Annotated in this window: 17 protein-coding genes; 10 read left to right on the forward strand and 7 right to left on the reverse strand. The window is 69.2% G+C overall.

Annotated features, from left to right (window positions below; all coding sequences use genetic code 11):
- The first annotated feature begins 11 nt into the window (after positions 1–11).
- Positions 12–998: a LuxR C-terminal-related transcriptional regulator gene (locus OG504_RS25510; protein ID WP_405991897.1), complete on the forward strand. Its 987-nt coding sequence runs from the start codon at positions 12–14 to the stop codon at positions 996–998.
- Positions 995–1,978, forward strand: coding sequence for a LuxR C-terminal-related transcriptional regulator (locus OG504_RS25515; RefSeq protein WP_405991898.1), 984 nt, complete (start codon positions 995–997; stop codon positions 1,976–1,978). Before OG504_RS25510 ends, OG504_RS25515 begins: the two co-directional genes overlap by 4 nt.
- Here the strand turns inward: OG504_RS25515 and OG504_RS25520 are convergent.
- Positions 1,941–3,002: a LuxR C-terminal-related transcriptional regulator gene (locus OG504_RS25520; protein ID WP_405991899.1), complete on the reverse strand. Its 1,062-nt coding sequence runs from the start codon at positions 3,000–3,002 to the stop codon at positions 1,941–1,943. The genes OG504_RS25515 and OG504_RS25520 overlap by 38 nt on opposite strands.
- Positions 3,003–3,264: 262 nt before the next feature.
- On the opposite strand from OG504_RS25520, the gene OG504_RS25525 reads away from it, so the two are divergent.
- From OG504_RS25525 to OG504_RS25535, 3 genes are read left to right on the forward strand one after another with little or no spacing between them, the layout of a single operon-like run.
- Positions 3,265–4,809 carry a circularly permuted type 2 ATP-grasp protein gene (locus OG504_RS25525; RefSeq protein WP_405991900.1) on the forward strand — a complete coding sequence of 515 codons (1,545 nt, stop codon included), beginning with the start codon at positions 3,265–3,267 and terminating at the stop codon, positions 4,807–4,809.
- Positions 4,806–5,738 (forward strand): alpha-E domain-containing protein, encoded by a 933-nt coding sequence (locus tag OG504_RS25530; protein WP_318017702.1) that lies wholly within the window; start codon positions 4,806–4,808, stop codon positions 5,736–5,738. Before OG504_RS25525 ends, OG504_RS25530 begins: the two co-directional genes overlap by 4 nt.
- 1 nt (position 5,739) lies before the next feature.
- Positions 5,740–6,582 (forward strand): transglutaminase N-terminal domain-containing protein, encoded by an 843-nt coding sequence (locus OG504_RS25535; RefSeq protein WP_405991901.1) that lies wholly within the window; start codon positions 5,740–5,742, stop codon positions 6,580–6,582.
- A 22-nt stretch (positions 6,583–6,604) separates the two neighbouring features.
- On the opposite strand, the gene OG504_RS25540 is transcribed toward OG504_RS25535, so the two are convergent.
- A complete protein-coding gene (locus OG504_RS25540; RefSeq protein WP_405991902.1) occupies positions 6,605–7,711 on the reverse strand; it encodes a sugar ABC transporter substrate-binding protein in 1,107 nt (368 codons plus the stop codon).
- A gap of 294 nt (positions 7,712–8,005) precedes the next feature.
- Here OG504_RS25540 and OG504_RS25545 point away from each other — a divergent pair, with 294 nt between their 5' ends.
- On the forward strand, positions 8,006–9,703 hold the full coding sequence (locus tag OG504_RS25545; RefSeq protein WP_405991903.1) for a fibronectin type III domain-containing protein: 1,698 nt from the start codon (positions 8,006–8,008) through the stop codon (positions 9,701–9,703).
- A 73-nt stretch (positions 9,704–9,776) separates the two neighbouring features.
- Here the strand turns inward: OG504_RS25545 and OG504_RS25550 are convergent, their stop codons facing one another.
- From OG504_RS25550 to OG504_RS25570, 5 genes are all read right to left on the reverse strand, one after another.
- Positions 9,777–10,229: a heat shock protein transcriptional repressor HspR gene (locus tag OG504_RS25550; protein WP_033284884.1), complete on the reverse strand. Its 453-nt coding sequence runs from the start codon at positions 10,227–10,229 to the stop codon at positions 9,777–9,779.
- 5 nt (positions 10,230–10,234) lie between these two features.
- Positions 10,235–11,425 (reverse strand): molecular chaperone DnaJ, encoded by a 1,191-nt coding sequence (gene dnaJ, locus OG504_RS25555; RefSeq protein WP_405991904.1) that lies wholly within the window; start codon positions 11,423–11,425, stop codon positions 10,235–10,237.
- A 60-nt stretch (positions 11,426–11,485) separates the two neighbouring features.
- Positions 11,486–12,163, reverse strand: a complete 678-nt coding sequence (gene grpE, locus OG504_RS25560; RefSeq protein ID WP_405991905.1) for a nucleotide exchange factor GrpE — start codon at positions 12,161–12,163, stop codon at positions 11,486–11,488.
- The gene (dnaK, locus tag OG504_RS25565) at positions 12,160–14,004 is read right to left on the reverse strand and encodes a molecular chaperone DnaK (protein WP_405991906.1); all 1,845 of its coding nucleotides are present in this window, start codon (positions 14,002–14,004) and stop codon (positions 12,160–12,162) included. Before dnaK ends, grpE begins: the two co-directional genes overlap by 4 nt.
- Before the next feature lie 96 nt (positions 14,005–14,100).
- Positions 14,101–15,123: an MraY family glycosyltransferase gene (locus tag OG504_RS25570; protein WP_405991907.1), complete on the reverse strand. Its 1,023-nt coding sequence runs from the start codon at positions 15,121–15,123 to the stop codon at positions 14,101–14,103.
- A 240-nt stretch (positions 15,124–15,363) separates the two neighbouring features.
- Between OG504_RS25570 and OG504_RS25575 the strand changes: the two genes are divergently transcribed.
- The 4 genes from OG504_RS25575 (at position 15,364) to OG504_RS25590 (ending at position 19,680) form a co-directional block, all read left to right on the forward strand.
- Positions 15,364–17,655: a (Fe-S)-binding protein gene (locus OG504_RS25575; protein WP_405991908.1), complete on the forward strand. Its 2,292-nt coding sequence runs from the start codon at positions 15,364–15,366 to the stop codon at positions 17,653–17,655.
- Positions 17,656–17,837: 182 nt separating this feature from the next.
- Complete coding sequence (locus OG504_RS25580) at positions 17,838–18,239, forward strand: hypothetical protein (protein WP_405991909.1); 402 nt, start codon at positions 17,838–17,840, stop codon at positions 18,237–18,239.
- A 68-nt stretch (positions 18,240–18,307) separates the two neighbouring features.
- On the forward strand, positions 18,308–18,706 hold the full coding sequence (locus tag OG504_RS25585; protein WP_405991910.1) for a hypothetical protein: 399 nt from the start codon (positions 18,308–18,310) through the stop codon (positions 18,704–18,706).
- A gap of 224 nt (positions 18,707–18,930) precedes the next feature.
- Complete coding sequence (locus tag OG504_RS25590; RefSeq protein ID WP_405991911.1) at positions 18,931–19,680, forward strand: phosphotransferase family protein; 750 nt, start codon at positions 18,931–18,933, stop codon at positions 19,678–19,680.
- Positions 19,681–19,861 lie beyond the last annotated feature (181 nt).

Here is a 19,861-nt window from a genome sequence, read left to right on the forward strand (position 1 = left end):
GAAGGTCACACGTGACGACACAGCCACACCGGCACGGTCCGGAGGAACTGTGCGATGAGGGCTTGGAGCTGTACGGCCGGGCGCTGCGTGAGGGGCACGTCAGCAGTGCGGACGTCCGGACGGCTCCCTGTCTCGTCGGCTTCGGCCTGTTGGATCCCGACGTCACGGACCCGGACCGCCTGGAGCCCGTCGCTCCGGCCCTCGTTCTCCACCGTCGGCTGCGCGCCTCGGCGGACCGCATCGCCGACGAGCGGCAGCTCGAGCAGCGGCTGGCCGAGACGCTGGAGCCGCTCATGCGCATCGACGGCCGGCGCACGGCCACGACGGACCCGCCGGTCATCAGCCTCCTCGGCGGACTCGACCGGATCAACGAGGCCATCGCCACCGCCATGGCCGACGCCTCCAGCGAGCTCCTGGCCATTCAGCCGTACGACGGCCACAATCCTGCCTCCCGCCTGGCCAGGAGCCTGGGCCGCGACCAGGCCCTGCTCGACCGCGGCGGCCGCATCCGCACTCTCTACCAGCACACACAGCGCTACTCGCCCGCCGTGACGGCCCGCTACGAGCAGCTGGACGGCGACGCCGAGGCACGGACCCTCGACCAGGTCACCGAGCGCCTCGTCGTGATCGACCGCTCCGTCGCCTTCATCCCCGCCAACAGGGACCGCACGCTCGCCCTCGAAGTACGCCACCCGGTACTGATCGACTACTTCGCCATCACCTTCGACCGCCTCTGGCACATGGCCGCCCCCATGTACCCCGAGACGGTCCAGCAGCCCTCCCTCAACGGCATCACCCCCCGCCAACGAGCCATAGCCGGCCTGCTGGTCGAGGGCCTCACCGACGCCGTCATAGCCGACCGCCTCGGCATGAACATCCGCACCGCCCGCGTCCACATCGCCAAACTCGCCGCCACCCTCGGCAGCGAGAGCCGGGCCCAACTCGGCTATCTCATCGCGGAGTCGGGCATCCTCAGACAGGAGGGAGCGGCGGAGTGACATCCCCGTCCCACCCGGAGCACGGTGTGGAAGACCTGTGCCCCGCAGGATCGGAGCTCTACGCACACGCCCTGCGCGACGGATGGGTGCGCCCCGCGGACGCCGACGCGGCTCCGTGCCTGCTCGACCACGGCCTGCTGCATCCGGCCGCCGCCGACCCGGACCGGCTGGAGCCGGTCGCCCCCGCCGTGGCCCTGCACCGGATGCTGCGCGCCTCGGGGGCGCGGATCGCGGACGAACGGCGGCGCGAGGAGCGGCTGGCCGAGGCGTTCGAGCCGCTGATGCGCATCGACGGCCGCCGGACGGGAACGACGGACAGCGCGACGATCAGCGTCCTCCACGGCTTCGACCGGATCAACTCGGCCATCGCGGAGGCCGTGGCCGCGGCCTCCCACGAGGTGCTGGCGATACAGCCGCGCCGGCGGAACCCCGAGTCCCTCGACATCAACCTCAACGCCCTGAAACAGGACCAGGCCCTCCTCGACCGCGGTGGCCGCATCCGCACCCTGTACCCGCACGCGCTCCGCCATCAGCCCGCCGTCCTCACCCGCTACGACCAGTTGAGGGGCGACGCCGAGGCCCGCACCCTCGACGAGGTCACCGACCGCCTCATCGCCATCGACCGCACGGTCGCCTTCATCCCCGCCAACGAGGACCGCACCCTCGCCCTGGAAGTCCGCCACCCGGCCCTGATCACCTACTTCGTCACGGTCTTCGACCGCCTCTGGCACCTGGCCACCCCCATGTACCCGGAAGCGGTCAAGCAGCCCTCCCACAACGGCATCACCCCCCGCCAACGCGCCATAGCGAGCCTGCTCATTGAGGGCTACACCGACGCCGTCATCGCGGACCGCCTGGGCATGAACATCCGCACCGCCCGCGTCCACATCGCCAAACTCGCCGCCACCCTCGGCAGCGAGAGCCGGGCCCAACTCGGCTATCTCATCGGGCGGTCGGGGATTCTCGATCCGCCGGGGTGAGCTGGACCGGGACGTCCGGGTGGTGGGACGAGGTGCCGTCCAGGCCCACCTGGGCTATGCGGACGCCCAGTTGGGTGCGGCTGGCCGCGCCCAGGGTCTCCGAGAGGCGGGCGATGTGGGCGCGGCAGGTGCGGACGCTTATGCCGAGCCGTTCCGCGATCACCGCGTCCTGGTGGCCGTCCGCGAGGAGGGCGGCGATGGACTGTTCGCGGTGGGAGATGCCCTCGATGCCGGTGTCGGGCAGGGGGGCGGCCACGGGTATCGCCAGGCGCCACAGGCGGTCGAAGACCGTGACGAAGTAGTCGATCAGAGCCGGGTGGCGCAGCTCAAGGGCCATCGTGTGGTCGGCGTTGGCGGGGATGAAGGCGACCGTGCGGTCGAAGAGGATCAGGCGGTCGACGACCTCGTCGAGCGTCCTCGCCTCCACCGCGTCGCCCATCAACTCCAGGTAGTTGAGCAGGCCTTGGCCGTGCCGGGCCACGTGCGTGTACAGGTCGCGCATCCGGACCCCGCGTGAGCGCAGGGTGACTGCCCGGTGCAGGCCCTCGGTGAGTTCCGGTTCGCGGCGGATGCCGCCGGGCTGGACGGTGAGTACCTCGCGGGTGCAGGCCTCCGTCGCGTCGTCCATCGCCGCCTGGATACGGGAGAGCCCGTCCAGGACGCGGATCGCGGCACCGCCCTCCAGCGACGCCGACGCCATCGCGGACGCCTGGATACGGCGGCCGAGACCGGCGTACCACTCGAAGGCGGCGACCGCCGAACCCACCCGCCGGTGGCTCTCGCTGACCTCGTCGTAGACCCCGCGCAGCAGCCGGGTCATGACCTCCTGCGGGGCGGTCGGGACCAGCCAGTCCATGTCGTCGGGGTCCGGGTGGAGGAGGGCCAGCTCCAACAGGCACGGCACCGGTTCGGCTTCCGTGCGCGGTACGCGGCCCCGCCGTACGGCCCGGGAGTACACGCGGTCCCCGGGGCCGCAGAGTCGGTCAGCACCGTGGGGATGCTCGTCCGTCCCGTGCCCGGCCATCGCCCATCCCACCCCCGGTTCCCGGCTCTTTGCAGCGCAACTATGCGCGGACAGGTCCTGCTCCGCAACACGGCTTCCCCTCGAACAGCCCCCGAAAACCGCCGATAACACCCGCTATATCCCGGCCTCCCCGCCTCACCTTGCAACAAGCTGGGGGGTGTCCGGCCAGTAGCTCCGAGTCCCTCGTCGTATCACTTTCCGCGTGAGCTGCCGGAAATCACTCAGAGATCACCGTGTTACGTATCGCACTTAACGTCCCCTCATGGCGGACATATTTGACGCATACGCATTGGCCGATGCGTGGGACGAGATGTTTGTGCGGCCGGGTGAGGTCAGAACCGCCTACGAGCCGGTACTGGCGGCACTCCAGCCCATCGAGCCGAGTGAACTGCGCTTCCGCGCGGACCAGATGGCCCGCGCGTTCACCGACCGCGGCGTGACCTACGCCTTCGCGGGCGAGGAACGGCCCTGGCCACTGGACCTGGTGCCCCGGATCATCGACGCGCTGGAGTGGGATCTCATCCAGCGCGGGGTGGCGCAACGGGTGCGGGCGCTGGAGGCCTATCTCTCCGACGCCTACTCGCACTGCCGTGCCTTCGAGGACGGTGTGGTGCCCTGGCGGCTGCTCCTCAACTCGGCTCATTTCCATCGGGCCGCGCAGGGGGTCGAGCCACCGGGCGGGGTCCGCATCCACGTCGCCGGCATCGACCTCGTGCGCGACGAGGCCGGGGACTTCCGGGTCCTCGAGGACAACGTCCGGGTGCCGAGCGGGGTTTCGTACGTCATCGAGAACCGCAGAGCCATGACCCGGATCTTCCCCTCCCTCTTCGCCGAGCAGCACGTGGTCCCCGTCGACGGGTACGCGCAGAAGCTGCTCGCCGCGCTGCGGGCCGCCGCGCCCGCGGGCGCCCAGGACCCGCGCGTCGTGGTCCTCACCCCCGGACCGGGAAACGCCGCCTACTTCGAACACGCCCTGCTCGCCCGGCTGATGGGCGTGCAGTTGGTGGTGGGGCACGACCTCACCTGCCGCAACAACCGGGTGTGGATGCGGACCACGCGCGGCGAGGTGCCCGTCCACGTCGTATACCGGCGGCTCGACGACGACTTCCTCGACCCGCTGCACTTCCGCCCCGACTCGGTGATCGGCTGCCCGGGCATCATGAACGCCGCCCAGGCCGGGAACGTCACACTCGCGAACGCGGTCGGCAACGGCATCGCGGACGACAAGCTCCTCTACACCTACGTCCCCGACCTCATCCGCTACTACCTCTCAGAGGAACCGATTCTCCCCAACGTGGAGTCCTACCGCCCAGACGAGCCGGGCCAGTTGGAGGCGGTCCTCGACCAGATCGACCGGCTGGTCGTGAAGCCGGTGGACGGCGCGGGCGGCATGGGCATCGTCATCGGACCCAAGGCCGACGCGAAGACGCTCGAACGCACTCGCAAAGCCGTCGCCGCCGATCCGCGCGGCTGGATCGCCCAGCGCCCGGTCGCCCTGTCGACCTCCCCCACCCTCGCGGGCGAACGCATGGCACCGCGCCACATCGACCTGCGCCCGTTCGCCGTGAACGACGGCACCGACGTCTGGGTGCTGCCCGGCGGCCTCACCCGCGTCGCCCTCCAGGAGGGCAACCTGATCGTCAACTCCAGCCAGGGCGGCGGCTCCAAGGACACCTGGGTGCTCGCGGAGGGCCCCACCGAACAGCCCGCGTCGCTCTTCCCGGAGGGCGGACTGCCCGAGGTGGCACCCCGTCAACTCGGCCCCGACGGCAACCCCATGGTCGTACAGGAAGGGGCGCAGCAGTGAACGACGTGATCCTCTCCCGGATAGCCGAGGCCCTGACGTGGACGGGCCGTTACGTCGAGCGCGCCGACAACACCGGGCGCATCCTCGACGCCTACCTCCACCGCATGCTGGAGGACCCCTGGCGCGACGAGGACGTGGCGTGCCGGTCGCTGTACGCGATCCTCGGGGTCGACGCGGGCGGTCAACGCGTGGACATGCAGCAGGTGTTGGACCAGTTGGCCTTCGACGCCCGCTCGACCTGTTCCATCGAGGGCGCGCTCGGCGCCGCCCGCCTCAACGCCCGCAGCGCCCGGGAAGCCGTCTCCTCGGAGATGTGGGAGTGCCTCAACTCCACCTGGCACGCCCTGGCCGACCAACGCCTCGCGGCCCGCCGTACGGGCCCCTACGCCTATCTCGAACTCGTGCGCAGACGTGCCGCGTTGTTCTTCGGTCTCGCCGACTCCACGATGAGCCGTGACGACAGCTGGCGTTTCGTCGTCCTCGGCAGGAGCCTCGAGCGGGTGGACATGACCGTACGGCTGTTGTCGGTACGGGTGTTGGACGCGGCGCACGCGCCCGACTGGCCGACGCTGCTGAGCGCTTCGGGCGCCGACGAGGCGTACGCGCGGGTGTACGGCGGTTTCGGGGACACCCCGCGCGTGGCCGAATTCCTGCTGCTGGACCGGGACTTCCCGCGTTCGGCGCTGCACGCGCTGACGACGGCCGAGGAGTGCCTCACCGCGCTCGGGCGCCAGCGGCAGGACCCGGCGCGGCGTCCCATCGGCCGGCTGCGCACCCGTCTCGAATACCTCGACTCGCACGCCTTGGAAGAGCAACTGCCCGCCCTCCTCAAGGACTTGCAGCACGCCTGCATGGACTCGGCGGAGGCGGTAGCGGAGTTGTTCTTCCCGTACCAGGGGCCCGTCGAGTGGGCCCAGGAAGGAGCCTGAGATGACCCGTAGGCTTCGCATCCGCCACACCACCCGCGTGTCGTACGCCCAGGCGGCCGTGTCCTCCCACAACGAGGTGAGGATGACCCCGCTCACGCTGCCCGGCCAGACCACGCTGGACGCGCGCGTGACCGTCAACCCCACGACGCCGACGTGGTCGTACTGGGACTACTGGGGCACCCAGGTCACCGGCTTCGACCTGATGGACCCGCACGCGAACCTCACGATCACCGCGTCGAGCCTCGTCGAGACGTCCCCGCCGGAGCTGCTCGGCCCCTCCCCCAGTTGGCAGGAGGTGACCGAACGGACCACGAACTCACGCCTGTTGGAGTTCATCGGCCCCACGGTCCGTACGACGGTCCCGCCCAAGCTGCTGAAGAAGGCCCGCAAGGCGGCCGTAGGACTCGATCCGCACGGGACGGCGATCGCGGTCTCCGCTCTGGTAGCCGACCGGGTGGCCTACCTCCCCGGCGTCACGGGCGTGAACACCTCCGCCACCGAGGCCTGGGAACAGGGCGCCGGCGTCTGCCAGGACATCGCCCACGTGACCATCGCCCTGCTGCGGGGGCTCGGCCTGCCCACGCGCTACGTCTCCGGTTACCTGCACCCCGAGCGCGAAGCGGAGCTGCACCGCCCGGTGGCCGGGCAGAGCCACGCCTGGATCGAGTACTGGGCGGGCGACTGGTGCGGCTACGACCCCACGAACCGGACCCGGCCCGACGAGTCCCACGTGGTGGTGGGGCGGGGGCGCGACTACGACGACGTGACCCCGCACAAGGGGATCTACCGGGGTGTGGCGGGCGGACCGCCGGAGGTGACGGTGGAGTTCACGCGGGTGGCGTGAACTCCCGTGCGGGGCGGGCGGGTCACTTCAGCCCGTGCGCCTCGCACGCCGTCTTGTAGTCGGCCGTGCAGATGTCGGAGATCTTGTAGATCCCGTCCGCGACCACCGTCGACTTGATGTTGTCCTGCGTCAGCGCGACCACGGACACCAGCTGCGAGGGGATCTTCTTGTTCGTGGGGCTGTCGACCGTGTCACGGGTCAGCGCGTCGAACTCGATGTCCCTGCCCTGCACCTTGGCGACCGCGATCTTCGCTGCGGCCTCGGCGAGGTCGGGGTAGGGCTTGTAGACGCTCATGTACTGCTCACCGGAGACGATCCGCTGCACGGCGGTGAGTTCGGCGTCCTGGCCGGTGACGGGCGGGATCTTCGTCAGGCCCGACGCCTTCAGGGCCTTGATGATGCCGCCGGCCATGGCGTCGTTGGCGGAGTACACCGCGGCGATGTTGTTCTTGCCGAGCTTGTTGATCGCCTCGGTCATCTCCGACTTCGCGATGTCGGGGTCCCAGGCCTTGGTGTTGTAGCTCTCGGCGATCGTCACCTTGCCCTGCAACTCGGACAGCGCCCCGCCCTTGAACACCGCGGCGTTCGGGTCGGTCGGCGAGCCGTTGATCATGACGATCTTGTCGGAGGTGTCCACGTCGCCGCCCAGCGCCTCGAGCAGGGAGCGGCCCTGCACCTCGCCGACCAGTTCGCCGTCGAAGGAGACGTACGCGTCGATCGGGCCCTCGGCGAGCCGGTCGTAGGCGATGACCGGGATGCCGGCGGTCTTGGCCTTCGCCACCATGGTGCGGATGGCGTGCGAGTCGACGGCGTCGAGCACGATGATGTCGACCTTCTTGTCGATCATCGCCTGCATCTGCTTGTCCTGCGTGGCCGCGACGCCGCCGGCGTTCTCGTACTCGGCCTTGCCCTTGTTCGCGGTGAGTTCCCGGATCTTCGCCTTCATGATCGGGAAGTCGAACTCCGCGTACCGCGTGTTCGTCTTCTCCGGCATGAGCACACCGACCGTGATGTCGTTGCCCTTCGCCGGAGTCGCGTCCGAGCTGCTCCCCGACGAGTTCAGCACGCCACAGGCGGCCAGGGGGAGGGCCAGCGAGGACGCGGCCACGGATATGGCGATACGACGCATTGGGTGCTCACTTCTGGTGCCGTGCGGACGTGGGTGCAGCATTGCAACCCAGGTGACTGAAAAGCCAACGCGGCCACGACCACCGGCGTCAAGCGGAACTACTTAACGAGATGGCAACGCCACGTTCCGTTTGGTATGTGGAGAGGCTGCGGAACCCCATCCAAACGCTCTTTACGGACCCTCCACTCAACGGGAGTTCATGGGAAGGCAAAGATCAGCACAACCAACTCCTTTCCCCACGAGTCGTGATCATCGGCGGCCAGTGCCGCCGAGACCGATCCGACAAGGGACCGCATGAACCCAGCCAGACACACGACCGCCGTCGCCGTCGTGCTCTCCGTCGCGGGCGGCCTGCTCGCCGGCGCGACGATCTCCGCCTCCGCGGCGGCCAGTTGCACCTCGCCCGTCTTCAAGCGCCAGTTCTTCGCGAACACCTCCTTCTCGGGCACCCCCAAGAAGACGGACTGCGACAACGCGATCGACCGGACCTGGACCGGCGCCCCCGCCTCCGGCCTCCCGAAGGACACCTTCGGCGTCCGCTGGAGCGTGACCCGGGACTTCGGCTCCGGCGGTCCGTTCGCCCTCGCCGCGTCCGGGCTCGACGGAATCCGCGTGTACGTCGACGGCGTCCGCAAGGTCGACCTGTGGAAGAACACCTCCACGACCGTGAGCAGGACGGCCAACGTGACGATCCCCAAGGGCAAGCACACCCTGCGGATCGACTACGCCAACTGGACGGGCGCCGCGAAGGTCAAGTTCACGTACACGCCCCGGACTTCGGCCACCGTCGACAAGGTCGAGCCGCTCGCCCCGACGGGCACGGCGGTGTCGTACTCCTCCGCGACCGGCAGGGCGAAGCTCACCTGGTCGAAGAACACGGAGATGGACCTCGCGGGGTACCGGGTCTACCGGCGCCCGAAGGGGACCGCGTTCGGCGGCACACCGCTCGCCACGACCGCCTCCACCTCGTACACCGACACCGGTCTCCCGGTGACCGGCGAGGACACCTACTACTACGAGCTCCGCGCGCTCGACGCGGCCGGCAACGAGTCCGGCGGCACCGCCGACCAGCCCGTCACCACCGCCGACCGCACCGCCCCCGCCGTGCCCACCGGGCTGGAGACCTCCCTCTCGGTGGGCGGAATCCCGGTCGAGTGGACCGCGGTCGCCGGAGCGACGTCGTACCGCGTGTACCGGGCGCCGGACGGGAGCAGCTCGTACGCCAGGATCGGGGACACGGCCAAGGCCTCGTACCTGGACACCTCGGCGGCGGAGGAGAGCACCTACACCTACCGGGTGACCGCCCTGGACGCGGCGGGCAACGAGTCCGCCCGCTCCGCCGCCCTCAGGGCCACCCGCCCGGACAGCACCGCGCCTCCCGCGGTGACCGGACTGACGGTCACGCCGACCGGGTACGGCTTCTCGCTGGCCTGGGACCCGAACCCGGCGCCCGACCTCGGGCGGTACCTCGTCTACCGGGGCCGGCTCCTGGGCGACGAGGAGAAGGTCTGCTCCGTCCACGAGGTGGAGTGGCTGTCCGCCGCCACCACGTCGTACGCGTACGCGACCCTGCCCGACGGCGAAGAGGCCTGCTTCTTCGTCGACGCGTACGACGACAACTGGCTCTCCACCTGGAAGTCGACCGGCGAGGCCCACATCGTGGTGGAGACGGAACTCGACGTGACGCCGAGCGTCACCACTCCGGAGGGCTCCCCGCTGGAACTGGACGCGTCCGCGACGGAGGGCGGCGCGGGGGTCGACCTCGACTGGAACTGGAGCTCCGCCTCCCAGGAGACGACCGGCTTCCGCGTCCACCGCTGGAACCCCGCCACCGGGACGTACGAGAAGATCGCCGACCTCGGCAGCGAGGCCGGCACGTACCACGACGCCGGCGCCGCGCGCGGCACCACGTCCTTCTACTGGGTGACCACGCTGGCCGCGGACGGCACCGAGTCCGTGCCGGCGGGCGACTGGGCGGCCCTGACGCCCTGAACGTCCTGAACACACGGAAGGGGCCCGGAGGTCGGTGAACCTCCGGGCCCCTTCGGGATGCCTGTGCCGTGCGTCAGTCCGAGGACTGCTGCCGCTTCGGCCGCCACACCACCAGCGCGCTGGTCTGCTGGACCTCCTGGTACGGGACCAGGTCGCGCCGGTACGACGCGTGCACCGCGGCCTCGCGCTGCTGCATCGTGGCCGCCGCGCCCTCGACCGCCGACTGGAGCTCGGCGACGCGCTGCTGGAGCGCGACCACCTGGTTCTCCAGCTCGATGATGCGCTTGATGCCGGCCAGGTTGATGCCCTCGGTCTGCGACAACTGCTGGACGGTGCGCAGCAGTTCGATGTCGCGGGCCGAGTAGCGCCGGCCGCGCCCGGCCGTACGGTCCGGGGAGACCAGGCCGAGGCGGTCGTACTGACGCAGCGTCTGCGGGTGCAGGCCGGAGAGCTGGGCCGCCACCGAGATGACGTAGACCGGGGTCTCCTCGGTCAGTTCATAAGGGTTACGCCGACGGCCGTCCATCACTCTCATGCTCCCTTCGCGGCCTGGAACAGCTCCGCCCGCGGGTCCTCGCCCGCGGTCGCCTCTCGATACGCCTCCAGTGCGTCACGAGCATTCCCCGTGACGTCCTTCGGGACACTCACCTCGACCGTGACGAGGAGATCGCCCCGGGTGCCGTCCTTGCGGACCGCGCCCTTGCCGCGGGCGCGCATCGTCCGGCCGTTCGGCGTGCCCGGGGGCAGCTTCAGCGTCACCGGCGGGCCGCCCAGGGTGGGCACCCTGACCTCGCCGCCGAGTGCCGCCTCGGCGAACGTCACCGGGACCGTCACCGTGAGGTTGTCGTCCTTGCGGCCGAACACGGGGTGCGCGTCGACGTGCACCATGACGTACAAGTCCCCTGCGGGACCGCCCCGTTCACCCGGTGCGCCCTTGCCGCGGAGCCGGATGCGCTGGCTGTCCGTGACCCCCGCAGGGATCCGGACCTGCATGGTCCGGGACGACTTGGCGCGTCCGCTGCCCTTGCACTCGATGCAGGGGTGCTCGGCGATGAGGCCGCGGCCCTTGCAGTCGGGGCACGGGTCCGTGAGCGAGAAGCCGCCGCCGGAGCCGCGCGCCACCTGGCCGGTGCCGACGCAGGTCGGGCACACGCGCGGTGTGCCGTTCTTGTCGCCGGTGCCCGAACAGGCCTTGCAGGGCTGCTGCGAGGACATCCGCAGCGGGACCGTGGCCCCTTCGATGGCCTCCGTGAAGCTGAGCGTGACCTCGGACTCGATGTCCTGGCCGCGCCTGGGCTGCGTACGGGTCGTGCCCGTGCCGCCGCGGTTGAACAGGCCCCCGAAGACGTCACCGATCCCGCCGCCGAAGCCGCCGGCTCCCCCGGCGCCACCACCGCCCTGGGCGCCGCCTCCGAAGAGGTCGCCCAGGTCGAAGTTGAAGTTGCCGCCGCCCGCGCCGCCCGGCCCCGGGCGGTAGCCGCCGTTGCCGAAGAGGGAGCGGGCCTCGTCGTACTCCTTGCGCTTCTTGGGGTCACCGAGGATGTCGTTGGCCTCGGAGATCTCCTTGAAGCGCTCCTCGGCCTTGGCGTTGCCCTTGTTGGCGTCCGGGTGGAACTCGCGGGCGAGCTTCCGGTACGCCTTCTTGATCTCGGCCTCGGTGGCGTCCTTGGGGACGCCGAGGACCTTGTAGTAGTCCTTCTCGATGAAGTCCTTGGTGCTCATCCTCGACGTCCCTCCTTTCCTTTGGTGCTACTCCCCTTGCGGGTCCCGTGGGGTGCGATGTCAGCCCTCGTCCGGGCCACCGCTCTCCTTGTCGTCGTCCGCGGTCTCGGCGGCGTCCGAGGACTCCGCCTTGCCGGTCCCCGCGGCACCGGGCTGCGGCTCCGCGACCGCCACCCGCGCGGGGCGGATGGTGCGCTCGCCGATGCGATACCCGGGCTGCAGGATCGCCACGCAGGTCGTCTCCGTGACGTCCGGCGCGTACGAGTGCATCAGGGCCTCGTGGATCGTCGGGTCGAAGGGCTCGCCCTCCTTGCCGAACTGCTGCAGTCCCATCTTCGCCGCGGCGGTCTCCAGGGATTCCGCCACCGACTTGAAACCGCCGACGAGTTCACCGTGTTCCCGCGCGCGGCCGATGTCGTCGAGCGTGGGCATCAGCTCGGTCAGGAGGTTCGCCACGGCGATCTCCTTGACCGCGATGCGGTCCCGCTCGACCCGGCGGCGGTAGTTCTGGAACTCGGCCTGGAGCCGCTGGAGGTCCGCGGTGCGCTCTTCGAGCGCCTTGCGCACCTGGTCCAGCTGGGCCGTCAGACCGGCGATCTGCGCGCTGCTTGCGTCCCCTGCCGGGGCCGCCCCCTCCCCACTGCTGGAGGGGGAGGCGGCCTGCGGCTCGGCGTCGTCGGGGGTGGCGCCGGAAGGGACATCAGGCTTCTCGTCGAAGCCCGGGGTCTCCTCCGTCACGCGGCACCGTCCTTGCGCTCGTCGTCCACGATCTCGGCGTCCACCACGTCGTCGTCCGCCTTGGGCGCCTCGGCACCCGGGGCGTCGCCGCCCGCGGCCTGACCGGCCTGGGCGTCCGCGTACATGGCCTGGCCGACCTTCTGCGAGACCGCGGCGACCTTCTCGGTGGCGGTGCGGATCTCGGCGGTGTCCTCGCCCTTGAGCGCGGCCTTCAGCTCCTCGACGGCGGCCTCGACCTCGGTCTTGACCTCGCCGGGGACCTTGTCCTCGTTGTCCTTGAGGAACTTCTCCGTCTGGTAGACGAGCTGCTCGCCCTGGTTGCGGGACTCGGCGGCCTCGCGGCGACGGTGGTCCTCGTCCGCGTACTGCTCGGCCTCCTGGCGCATGCGGTCGACCTCGTCCTTCGGCAGCGAGGAGCCGCCGGTGACGGTCATCTTCTGCTCCTTGCCGGTGCCGAGGTCCTTGGCCGTGACGTGCATGATGCCGTTGGCGTCGATGTCGAAGGAGACCTCGATCTGCGGGACACCACGCGGGGCCGGCGGCAGACCGGTCAGCTCGAACATCCCGAGCTTCTTGTTGTACGCCGCGATCTCGCGCTCGCCCTGGTAGACCTGGATCTGCACGGAGGGCTGGTTGTCCTCGGCGGTGGTGAAGATCTCGGACCGCTTGGTCGGGATCGTGGTGTTGCGCTCGATGAGCTTGGTCATGATCCCTCCCTTGGTCTCGATACCGAGGGACAGCGGGGTCACGTCGAGGAGCAGGACGTCCTTGACCTCGCCCTTGAGGACACCGGCCTGGAGGGACGCGCCGATGGCGACGACCTCGTCCGGGTTGACGCCCTTGTTGGCGTCCTTGCCGCCGGTCAGCTCGCGCACGATCTCCGCGACGGCCGGCATACGGGTGGAGCCACCGACGAGGACGACGTGGTCGATCTCGTTGATGGAGATCCCGGCGTCCTTGATGACGTTGTGGAACGGCGTCTTGCAGCGCTCCAGCAGGTCGGCCGTCAGCTGCTGGAACTGGGCGCGGGTGAGCTTCTCGTCCAGGTGCAGCGGGCCCTCGGCGGACGCCGTGATGTAGGGCAGGTTGATCGAGGTCTCGGTGGAGCTGGACAGCTCGATCTTGGCCTTCTCGGCAGCCTCACGCAGACGCTGCAGGGCCATCTTGTCCTTGCCCAGGTCCACGCCGTGGCCGGACGCGAACTGCTTCACCAGGTAGTCGACGACCCGCTGGTCCCAGTCGTCACCACCGAGGTGGTTGTCGCCGTTCGTGGCCTTCACCTCGACGACGCCGTCGCCGATCTCCAGGAGGGACACGTCGAAGGTGCCGCCACCGAGGTCGAAGACGAGGATCGTCTGGTCGTCCTTGTCGAGGCCGTACGCCAGCGCCGCGGCGGTCGGCTCGTTCACGATGCGCAGGACGTTCAGGCCCGCGATCTCGCCGGCCTCCTTCGTCGCCTGACGCTCGGAGTCGTTGAAGTACGCCGGGACGGTGATGACCGCGTCGGCCACCTTCTCGCCCAGGTAGGCCTCGGCGTCGCGCTTCAGCTTCTGCAGGATGAAGGCGCTCATCTGCTGCGGGTTGAAGCTCTTGCCGTCCAGCTCGATCTTCCAGTCCGTGCCCATGTGGCGCTTCACGGAACGGATGGTCCGGTCAACGTTCGTGACCGCCTGGCGCTTGGCCACCTCTCCGACGAGCACCTCGCCGTTCTTGGCGAAGGCGACGACGGACGGCGTGGTCCTGGCGCCCTCTGCGTTGGTGATGACGGTGGGCTCGCCGCCTTCAAGAACGCTGACGACGGAGTTAGTCGTGCCCAGGTCGATGCCGACCGCACGTGCCATGGTTGATTCCTCCAGCAATGACTTGAGTGGAACGGACTCAAGTGTGCACGACACTCACCGCTCGGTCAACAGAGCTGAGTCGACCAGGCTCAACTCTTATCCGTTCCTTACACGCAACTGCGCCCTGACCTGCGTGGATGCGGCACGCCGTCCCCCGTAGACAGAGACTTTAAGCAGCCCGAACACGACGACAAGGGCCCCGCCCCCCACCCACGCGACGGCGGATTCGCCCGCCCACCCGTTGTGCACGAGCACCCCGACGAGCACTCCGGAGAACCCTCCGACCCCCAGAACAACCACCGCTCCTTGCGGAGTGAGCCCCAACCTCCGCAGCCGATGGGCGAGATGGTCGGGCCCGCCCCGCAACAGGGCCCGCCCGGCCAGCCGTCGGGACAGCAGCACGAGTACGGCATCCGCACTCGCAACGGCGGTGAGCGCGAACAGCACCCCCGCACTGGACGCGAACCCGCGCCCGGCCTGCGTGACGACGGCGGCCGAGGCGAGCACGAACCCCGTGAACAGCGAGCCGCACGCGCCGAGCGCGATCCGCGCGGGATGCCAGTTGTGCATCAGGAACCCGGTGAGCGCGGCGGCCAGCACACTCAGCAACACCGCGAGCCCGTCCATGACTTCCATCGCGGCACAGGCCCCGACCCCGAAGGCGGTGACCACCCCGACGGTCCCCGCGAGCCCGTCGGCGTGATCGAGCCCCTTGAAGGCACCGGCGACGAAGACGATCCACACCGCCGCCAACACCCCTCCGGGCACCCCGATCTCCCCGTACGGCACGACACAGGCCGCCGCGACAGCCGTACCGAGGACGAGGAACCGGGTCTTCAGCCGCCACACATCGGCGACGAGCCCGAGCGCGGCGACGGCGGACCCGGCACCCAGCAGTCCGCCGACGCCGTCACCGAGCGGGGCGACGCCGGTCCAGTCGCACGCCCAGGTCACCGACACGACGGCGAGCACGACGGCCAGCCCCCCGAGCAGCGGTACCGGACGCGTCCGCCGTCTGCGGTCGACGATCCTCGCCCGCAGTGCGGGTACCCGGAGCAGTGCGGCGAGGACGGCGGCGAGGAGCAGGGCGGTCGTGGCGGCGAGAATCCCGTAGAGCACGGATCCAAATTAGACGCAAATGTACCAATTCAGTACGAATAACACGATCAGACCGTAACAAGCTTGGGAACAAGCCCGGAGCAGGTCTTTTTAGGCAACCCTCAGCGACACACATCACCGCACGGCTGGCTACAGTGCGACGCAAGATAGGGGTAGTCTCGGTCGAACCGATTAAGTTACCGCTTAGTAATGTGCTAGGTGGTAATGCCATGACCCCTCGCAGGCCCGAGGAGCCCTGAAATGCAACTCGCCGCGATCATCGTGTCGCTGGTTCTGATCGTGGTCGGTGTGGCGCTGTTCGCCCGCGCCGTCCTGCAGATCTACACCTTCATGCGACTCGGCCAGAACGTGCCCAAGGGCACCCGCACCGACGAGCCCGTCCAGCGCACAGTCACCGTGGCCAAGGAGTTCCTCGGCCACACCCGGATGAACCGCTGGGGTGTCGTCGGCGTCGCGCACTGGTTCGTGGCGGTGGGCTTCTTCTCGCTGCTGCTGACGATCGTCAACGCCGTCGGCCAGCTCTTCCAGGCCGACTGGCTGCTGCCGATCATCGGTGAGTGGGCGCCGTACAACGTCTTCGTCGAGTTCATCGGCACGATGACGGTCCTCGGCATCCTCGCCCTGATCGTGATCCGCCAGCTGAGCAAGCCGAACAAGCCGGGCCGCAAGTCCCGCTTCGCCGGCTCGAACTTCGGCCAGGCGTACTTCGTCGAGGCCGTCATCCTCATCGTCGGCGTCTGCATCTTCATGCTGCACGCGCTCGAGGGCGCCCAGCACCACGTCGACGCGTACGAGGCGTCCTTCTTCATCTCGTACCCGGTGGTCTCGGCCCTGCGGCACCTGGACGTCTCCACGCTCCAGAACCTCACCTACTTCTTCGCCGGCCTGAAGATCGCGACCTCCTTCATCTGGATGATCACGGTCGCCCTGAAGACGGACATGGGCGTGGCCTGGCACCGTTTCCTCGCGTTCCCGAACATCTGGTTCAAGCGCAACGCGACCGGCGAGACCTCGCTCGGCGCCCTGCTCCCGATGACGTCGGGCGGCGAGCCGATCGACTTCACCGACCCGGGCGACGACGACGTCTTCGGCGTCTCCCAGGTCGAGCAGTTCTCCTGGAAGGGCCTGCTGGACTTCTCCACGTGCACGGAGTGCGGCCGCTGCCAGTCGCAGTGCCCGGCCTGGAACACCGGCAAGCCCCTCTCCCCCAAGCTCCTGATCATGTCCCTCCGCGACCACGCGCACGCCAAGGCCCCGTACCTGCTGGCGGGCGGCGGCAAGTCGATGGAGGGCGAGGAGAAGGCGACGGAGGAGCAGCTGAAGGACGTCCCCGCAGCGGCTCTCGCGGAGGCGGAACGCCCGCTGATCGGCACCTTCGAGGACAACGGCGTCATCGACCCGGACGTCCTGTGGTCCTGCACCACCTGCGGCGCCTGCGTCGAGCAGTGCCCGGTCGACATCGAGCACGTCGACCACATCGTCGACATGCGCCGCTACCAGGTGATGATCGAGAGCGCGTTCCCGTCCGAGGCCGGGACGATGCTCAAGAACCTGGAGAAGAAGGGCAACCCCTGGGGCCTGGCGAAGAAGCAGCGCCTGGAGTGGCTCAAGGAGGTCGAGTTCGAGGTCCCGGTCGTCGGCCAGGACATCGAGGACCTGACCGAGGTCGAGTACCTGTACTGGGTCGGCTGCGCGGGCGCGCTGGAGGACCGCGCCAAGAAGACGACGAAGGCCTTCGCGGAACTCCTCCACATCGCGGGCGTCAAGTTCGCGATCATGGGCGGCGACGAGAAGTGCACGGGCGACTCGGCGCGGAGGCTCGGCAACGAGCCCCTGTTCCAGGAACTCGGCATGGAGAACGTCATGGCCCTGAACATGGCGTTCGGCGAGGAGTTGGACGACGACGGCAAGGTCGTGGCCGAGTCGGCGAAACCCAAGTCGGCGAAGAAGATCGTCGCGACGTGCCCGCACTGCCTGAACACCATCGGCAACGAGTACCCGCAGCTCGGCGGCGACTACGAGGTCATCCACCACACCCAGCTGCTCCAACACCTCGTCGACGAGGGCAAGTTGGTGCCGGTGACCCCGGTCGAGGGCATCATCACCTACCACGACCCGTGCTACCTGGGCCGCCACAACAAGATCTACACGCCCCCGCGCGAGATCATCGCCAGCGTCCCCGGCCTGCGCAACGAGGAGATGCACCGCCACAAGGAACGCGGCTTCTGCTGCGGTGCCGGCGGCGCGCGCATGTGGATGGAAGAGCGCATCGGCAAGCGCATCAACAACGAGCGCGTGGACGAAGCCCTTTCCCTGAACCCGGACATCGTGTCCACGGCCTGCCCCTTCTGCCTGGTGATGCTGACCGACTCGGTCAACGGCAAGAAGAACGACGGCAAGGCCAAGGAATCGATCCAGGTGGTCGACGTGGCCCAGCTCCTCCTCGACTCGGTCAGGAAGCCGACCGACGACGAGCCCCCGGCAGGCACCTCGGAACCGGAGAACGCCCCGGAGCCCCAGCCGGTGAAGTAACAACCCGTTCGTCTACGACGATGCCCCGCACCCTCACCGGAGGCTGCGGGGCATCGTCGTAGGGAGGGGGGTGTAGCGGGCTACACCCCGGATCCGGGAGAGCGGTCCCTCGTGACGGCGAGCGCGCGACGGAATCGTGGAGGGCAGAGAGCAAGCCCCCTACACCTCCCCGAGGACATCCCGTGAAGTCGCTGCTCGCCACCGTGAAGTCGTTCGTCGCCAACCTGCTGCTGTGGTCGTTCTTCGTCGGCGGCCTCGCCGCGAGCACGGCCTCCGGGGCGGTGCTGGACGGTACGGCGAAGAACGCCGCCACCTACACCGGTATCGCCGTCTCGCTCCTGGCCGGTTCGCGCATCGCGAAGAAGCCGAAGATCAAGGCGTTCCTGTCGAAGCGGTCGACGCTGTGGTTCCTGTTCCTCTTCAACGGCGGTGTGGCCGCGTTCTGCTACCTCTCGATGGACGGCGTCAAGGGCATCGCGACCGCGGCCGGGATGGGCCTGGTCTCCCTGGGCGCGGCGGGCGGCCTGATATCGGGCCGCCGCGAGTCGGCCGCCAAGGCGCGGGTGGAAGAGCCCTGGGCCTGACCCCGCCCGACCCCACCCCGATGACCCCGCAGTCCCCTCAGCCGGAACTCACCCCGAAGGACCCTGCCATGCCTCCGAACCGCCGCCACCGCATCCGCCGTACGGCCACCCTGGCCACCACAGCCGCAGCCATAGCCCTCACGGCCGGACTGCTGACGGCCTGCGACCCGACCGACCCCTCCGACACCTCGGACGTCTCCAACTCCCTGAACTGCCTGCAGAACTGGGACACGATCTCCGACAGCCTCAAGGCGATCCACGACGCGGCAGTAGACCCGACCCGGACCCACGAATCCCTCGCCAAGATCGACGCCGACTCGGACAACACCAAGGTCGACAAGGCGGTCGACAACCTCAACAAGGCGATCTCCGACTACAACAAGTCCATCCTGAACGGCGACACGAACCCCGACTCCAGCAAGATCGACGCGGCGGCGACCCAACTCAAGAACGTCTGCACGCCGTAAGAGACGCCACGTGGGGAAGGCGAACGCGGCTCGATACGTGACCGTTGGGCCACTCGCTTCTCGGCCAGTGTCGGCCTTCCACGGCCCGAGTGAACGGGTGGCCAAGGTGGGGAGCCCCGTGCCTGTACTGCGTCGCGGGCCGGTGTGAGGGGAGGCGGTGGCCGTGTGACCGCGAGCGATAAACGTGGCGACGCGGTCGACCGCCCCCGGAATACTGGTGGCCCATGGATGAGGTGGAGGTCGAGGTCGTTGTCGCGCATTCCGAGCGGGCGACTCTGCGCGTCGGTGACGTGTTCCTGAAGGTGGACGCGGATCAGGCGCGTCTCGACACCGAGGTCGAGGCGATGGCCCTGGTGCCGGTCCCGACCCCGGAGGTCCTGTGGCACAAGCCGCCCGTGCTCGCCCTCGCGGCAGTCCCGGGGACGACGCTCGGGCGCCTAGGCGGACCGTCGACCGGATCACCGGCGGCGTGGGCCGCGGCGGGCGCCGCCATCCGGAAACTGCACGAAGCCCCCCTGCCGCCCTGGCCCGCCCGGGGAAAGCCCATCGAGGAGCTCACGGCGGAACTCGACGCCGAATGCGAGCAGCTCATATCGCACAGCGTCCTGCCCGCCTCCCTGGTCACCCGCAACCGCCAGGTGGCCGAGGCCGCGCTCCGCCCATGGACTGAGATGTTCACGCACGGCGACCTGCAGATCGCGCACGTCTTCGTCGACGGCGACGAGGTCACCGGCATCATCGACTGGTCCGAGGCGGGCCCGGGCGACGCCCTCTACGACCTCGCCACCTTCACACTCGGACACGAGGAACACCTCCCCGACGTCATCGCCGGCTACGGCACCGACGTCGACCTCGACGTGATCCGCGGCTGGTGGTCCCTGCGAAGCCTGCTGGTGATCCGCTGGCTGACCGACCACGGCTTCGACCCCTTCGCACCGGGCTGCGAGGTCGACGTACTCAAATCCCGAATGTGAACCTGCACCAACCAGCCCAGCACGACGCAGATCCGGGCCACCCCATCCCCTCGGCTCAGCGGCCAACTCCGGTAGGGGGTGCTGCAAGCCGGGGGTAAATCTAACCGCTGCAACAGCACATGACCGGTTAGAAATGACCCCAGCTTCCAGAGGGGGCAGGGTCGGCGAGAGGGGAGCCGAT

Origin of the sequence: Streptomyces sp. NBC_00986 (assembly GCF_045162565.1) — a bacterium.
In the GTDB taxonomy this organism is placed as follows: Bacteria; Actinomycetota; Actinomycetes; order Streptomycetales; family Streptomycetaceae; genus Streptomyces.

Bases quoted from the DNA above. Each gene is read 5' to 3' on its own strand.
- OG504_RS25520 (WP_405991899.1), bottom strand. From the start codon at position 3,002: ATGGCCGGGCACGGGACGGACGAGCATCCCCACGGTGCTGACCGACTC.
- OG504_RS25525 (WP_405991900.1), top strand. From the start codon at position 3,265: ATGGCGGACATATTTGACGCATACGCATTGGCCGATGCGTGGGACGAG.
- OG504_RS25535 (WP_405991901.1), top strand. From the start codon at position 5,740: ATGACCCGTAGGCTTCGCATCCGCCACACCACCCGCGTGTCGTACGCC.
- OG504_RS25540 (WP_405991902.1), bottom strand. From the start codon at position 7,711: ATGCGTCGTATCGCCATATCCGTGGCCGCGTCCTCGCTGGCCCTCCCC.
- OG504_RS25545 (WP_405991903.1), top strand. From the start codon at position 8,006: ATGAACCCAGCCAGACACACGACCGCCGTCGCCGTCGTGCTCTCCGTC.
- OG504_RS25550 (WP_033284884.1), bottom strand. From the start codon at position 10,229: ATGGACGGCCGTCGGCGTAACCCTTATGAACTGACCGAGGAGACCCCG.
- dnaJ (WP_405991904.1), bottom strand. From the start codon at position 11,425: ATGAGCACCAAGGACTTCATCGAGAAGGACTACTACAAGGTCCTCGGC.
- dnaK (WP_405991906.1), bottom strand. From the start codon at position 14,004: ATGGCACGTGCGGTCGGCATCGACCTGGGCACGACTAACTCCGTCGTC.
- OG504_RS25575 (WP_405991908.1), top strand. From the start codon at position 15,364: ATGCAACTCGCCGCGATCATCGTGTCGCTGGTTCTGATCGTGGTCGGT.
- OG504_RS25585 (WP_405991910.1), top strand. From the start codon at position 18,308: ATGCCTCCGAACCGCCGCCACCGCATCCGCCGTACGGCCACCCTGGCC.
- OG504_RS25590 (WP_405991911.1), top strand. From the start codon at position 18,931: ATGGATGAGGTGGAGGTCGAGGTCGTTGTCGCGCATTCCGAGCGGGCG.